The sequence below is a fragment of the Clostridium sp. genome (genome assembly GCF_051654825.1).
Lineage (GTDB): Bacteria > Bacillota > Clostridia > Clostridiales > Clostridiaceae > Clostridium.
This window is the reverse complement of sequence record NZ_JBOFYU010000164.1, coordinates 1-4,127: the sequence shown is the minus strand read 5'-3', so window position 1 is coordinate 4,127 and position 4,127 is coordinate 1. Positions and strand designations below refer to the sequence as shown.

At 29.4% G+C, this 4,127-nt stretch carries 3 protein-coding genes; 1 reads left to right on the top strand and 2 read right to left on the bottom strand.

The features are described from left to right. Positions 1 to 261 (top strand): LPXTG cell wall anchor domain-containing protein (locus ACRDBA_RS09820; protein ID WP_438572744.1); only part of this gene is annotated, 261 nt, incomplete at its 5' end. A gap of 179 nt (positions 262 to 440) precedes the next feature. Here the strand turns inward: ACRDBA_RS09820 and ACRDBA_RS09815 are convergent. Then, the gene (locus ACRDBA_RS09815; RefSeq protein WP_438572743.1) at positions 441 to 2,294 is read right to left on the bottom strand and encodes an ABC transporter ATP-binding protein; all 1,854 of its coding nucleotides are present in this window, start codon (positions 2,292 to 2,294) and stop codon (positions 441 to 443) included. Further along, entirely contained in the window at positions 2,294 to 4,024 is a 1,731-nt protein-coding gene (locus ACRDBA_RS09810) for an ABC transporter ATP-binding protein (RefSeq protein WP_438572742.1), read from the bottom strand. The genes ACRDBA_RS09815 and ACRDBA_RS09810 overlap by 1 nt, the downstream gene beginning before the upstream one ends. Between the last annotated feature and the right edge of the window lie 103 nt (positions 4,025 to 4,127).

The window sequence follows — 4,127 nt, the reverse complement described above, 5'->3', positions numbered from 1 at the left end:
GAAATACCAGGAGAAGATGGTAATGGATCAGGAAACGAAGGGTCAGGGAACGAAGGATCAGGAAACGAAGGATCAGGAAACAACAATGGATCAGGAAATAACAATGGTTCAAACAACAATGGATCAAATAACAATGGTTCAAACACAAACAAACCAGGTAAATTACCTAATACAGGAGCTGTAGTTGGGGCAAGTGCTTTAGGATTACTAGGAACAATTTCTGCTGGATTAGGATATGTATTAACTAGAAAGAAGAAATAATTTAAATATTAAATAGTGTTTTAAAGAGCAATAAGTAAAATTATTGCTCTTTAATTTATAAAAATATCAACAATTAAAAATAAGATTTAATAAAATCTGTGGAAAACTTTTAAATTATTGTTGAAAAAGTTAGAAAATTAAAAAGAAACTAACAAATTAAATTGTTAGTTTCTTTATTATTAGCTTGCTGTATTATTTGCAAATTGACTGTTATAAAGGTCTGCATAATAACCACCTTTAGCCATTAAGGTTTCATGATTACCTTTTTCTAAAACATTACCATTTTTCATAAATAAGATTATGTCAGCATCTTTTATTGTAGATAATCTATGGGCAATTATAAAGCTAGTTCTACCATGTCTAAGGTTAGCCATTGCCTTTTGTATTATTGCTTCGGTTCTTGTATCTACAGAACTTGTTGCTTCATCTAATATTAATATAGATGGATTTGCAAGTATTGCTCTAGCAATAGTTAAGAGTTGTTTTTGACCTTGAGAAATATTAGAAGCTTCTTCATTTAATATGGTATCATATCCATGAGGTAGCGTTCTTATAAAATGGTCTGCTTGAGCAGCTTTTGCAGCAGCTATTATTTCTTCTTCAGTTGCATTTTCTTTACCATAAGCTATATTGTCTTTAATGCTTCCATTAAATAACCATGTATCTTGAAGTACCATTCCAAAAATAGTTCTTAAATCTCCTCTTTTTAAGTCAGTAATATTTACATCATCTATAGAAATTGAGCCAGAATTTACTTCGTAAAATCTCATAAGTAAATTAATTAAAGTAGTTTTACCTGCACCAGTAGGACCTACTATTGCAATAGATTGCCCAGGTTTTACGACTAAATTCATATCAGTAATAAGTAAATGATCATTTTTATATCCGAAATTAACATTATCAAATTTAACAGCACCCTTAGGGTCTTGGATTACAATATTGTTAGCAGCATCAGGTATAATCTCTTCTTCATCTAATAATTCAAAAACTCTTTCAGCAGCGGCCAAAGTAGATTGAAGTATATTAGCTATTTGAGCTGTTTGATTAATTGGTTGAGTGAACTGCCTAGAATATTGAATAAATGCTTGAATATCACCAATGGTTATACTTCCCCTAGTTACTAAAAGTCCACCTACAACTGATACGAAAACATATCCAACATTGTTTATAAAATTCATTGCTGGCATTATTATTCCAGATATAAAAAGTGCCTTCCATCCAGAGTTATATAATCTTTCATTTATTTCATCAAATTTATCAATTGATTTTTGTTCATGGCCAAATGCTTTAACTATTTTATGACCACCGTACATTTCTTCAACATGACCATTTAAATCTCCAAGAGCCTTTTGTTGTGATGAAAAGAAACCTTGAGATCTTTTAATAACAGGTCCTGTTAGTACTAAAATTAAAGGCAATGTAATTAAAGTAAGTAAAGTCATAGTAACGCTTATAGATAGCATCATTATAATAACACCAACAATGGTTATACTGGCTGTTATAAGCTGAGTTAAGCTTTGTTGAAGAGTACTTGCAATTGTATCTACATCATTAGTAACACGACTTAAAATTTCACCATATGTTCTTGAGTCAAAATAGCTAAGGGGTAATTTATTAAGTTTATTTGTTACTTGATTACGCATTTCAAAAACTGTTTTTTGAGCAACTCCAGCCATAAGATATTGTTGTAAAAAGTTAAATAATGCACTTATTATATACAAAACAGCTAGAGCTATAAGTATCTTAAATACAGCATTAAAATCAATTGAAGCATTAGGTACCCCACGCATTTTTGCTAATACACCATCATAAATAGTAGTAGTAGCTTTTCCAAGTACTTTAGGGCTAAAAATAGAAAAGGCAGTACTTAATATTGCAAAAACAAAAACTATAAACAATTTTGATTTATGCACATTTAAATAGCTAACAAGTCTTTTAAAAGTTTTCTTAAAATTTTTGGGTTTTTCTCCTGAACCACCACCGTGACTTCTCATATGTCCACCCATTCCGGCACTACCATTTTTACTAGACATTAAGCACCCACCTCCTTTTCGGAAAGTTGTGAAGAAACTATTTCTTTATAAACATCACAATTTTTAAGTAATTCTGAATGGGTTCCAGAACCAACTATTTTTCCTTGGTCCAAAACTAAAATTCTATTTGCATCAATTATTGTACTAACACGTTGTGCAACAATTATAACAGTAGAATTTCCAACTTCTTTTTTTAATCTAGCTCTAAGTTTTGCATCTGTTTTAAAGTCAAGGGCAGAAAAACTATCATCAAATACATATATTTCAGGCTTTCGTATTAATGCTCTAGCAATTGATAATCTTTGTTTTTGTCCTCCAGATACATTGGTTCCTCCTTGTGATATATGAGCATCATAAGAGTCTTTCATTGAAGTAACAAAATCAGTTGCTTGTGCAATATCAATAGCAGTTACTACTTCATCATCAGATGCATCTTCTTTTCCGTATCTAATATTTTCAGATATAGTTCCACTAAATAATATAGCTTTTTGAGGAACTAAACCTATTTTACTTCTTAAGGTTTTTTGTTGAATATCTTTTATATTAATTCCATCTACAAGTATTTCACCTGATGAAACATCGTAAAATCTAGGAATTAAATTAACAATTGTAGATTTTCCTGAACCTGTACTTCCTATAATTGCAGTTATTTCTCCCGGTTTAGCAGAGAAGGAAATATTGTTTAAAGAAGGAACGTCAGATTCTGGATAAATAAAGCTAACATTATTAAATTCTATAAATCCTTTTTTATCTCCAGTAGATTTACTTGATTGAGGATCTAAAATATCACTGTGTAATTCTAATACTTCATTTACACGAGCAGCTGAAGCTGAAGCTCTAGGAATTAATATAAACATCATTGAAACTAGTAAAAGTGAAAACATAATTTGCATTACATATTGAATAAATGCCATTAAATCGCCAACTTCCATAGTTCCTATATCTATATATTTAGCTCCAAACCATACTATAAAAACTGTACTTACATTTAAAATCAGCATCATTAAAGGCATTAATGTTCCAGTTAATATATTAACTTTTATTGCAGTATTAGTAAGGTCTTCATTTGCTACTACAAATCTTTCTTTTTCAAAATTAAATTTATTAAAAGCTCTTATTACCCTTATTCCAGTAAGGTTTTCTCTTAGGATTAAATTAAGCTTATCCAGCTTAGTTTGCATGGATTTAAAAAGTGGAATTCCTTGTTTTCCTACAATAAATATTACAATAGCTATAAGGGGTAAGACTATAAATAATATTTTAGATAAATCAGCGTTTTTAGAAACAGCCATGATAATTCCACCTATACAAGTCAAAGGGGCGATAATCATCATTCTCATAAACATAATAACTACTTGTTGAATTTGGTTTATATCATTAGTAGTTCTAGTTACTAGCGATGAAGTACCTATTTTATCAAATTCTGAAAGAGAGTAATCAGAAACCTTAGTAAATATTTCACTTCTAAGTTTTTTTGAAAAGCTTGTTGCTACTTTAGCAGAAAAATAACTTGCTATTATTGAACAAGTGGTAGAGAAAAGAGCTACTAAAATCATAATAAAGCCGATTTTTAAAATATAAGAAGTATCTCCTTTTAAAATACCAGTATCAACTATATCAGACATAAGATTAGGTAAATATAAATCTGATATAGAGTATAAAAATAGCAATAAAACTATAAAAAATATTTTAAGTGAATGAGGCTTTAAATATCGAATAAGTTTAAGCAATTATATTCATCTCCTTTATTCTAATTTATATAATTTTAATAATAGTTAGTTTGTACTGATAATAGATTAAATATCCTAAAATAAGGCTAAGTGGTTTAGATTT

Excerpts from the sequence above, each read along its gene's own strand:
- ACRDBA_RS09815 (WP_438572743.1), bottom strand. The coding sequence starts at position 2,294 with ATGTCTAGTAAAAATGGTAGTGCCGGAATGGGTGGACATATGAGAAGT.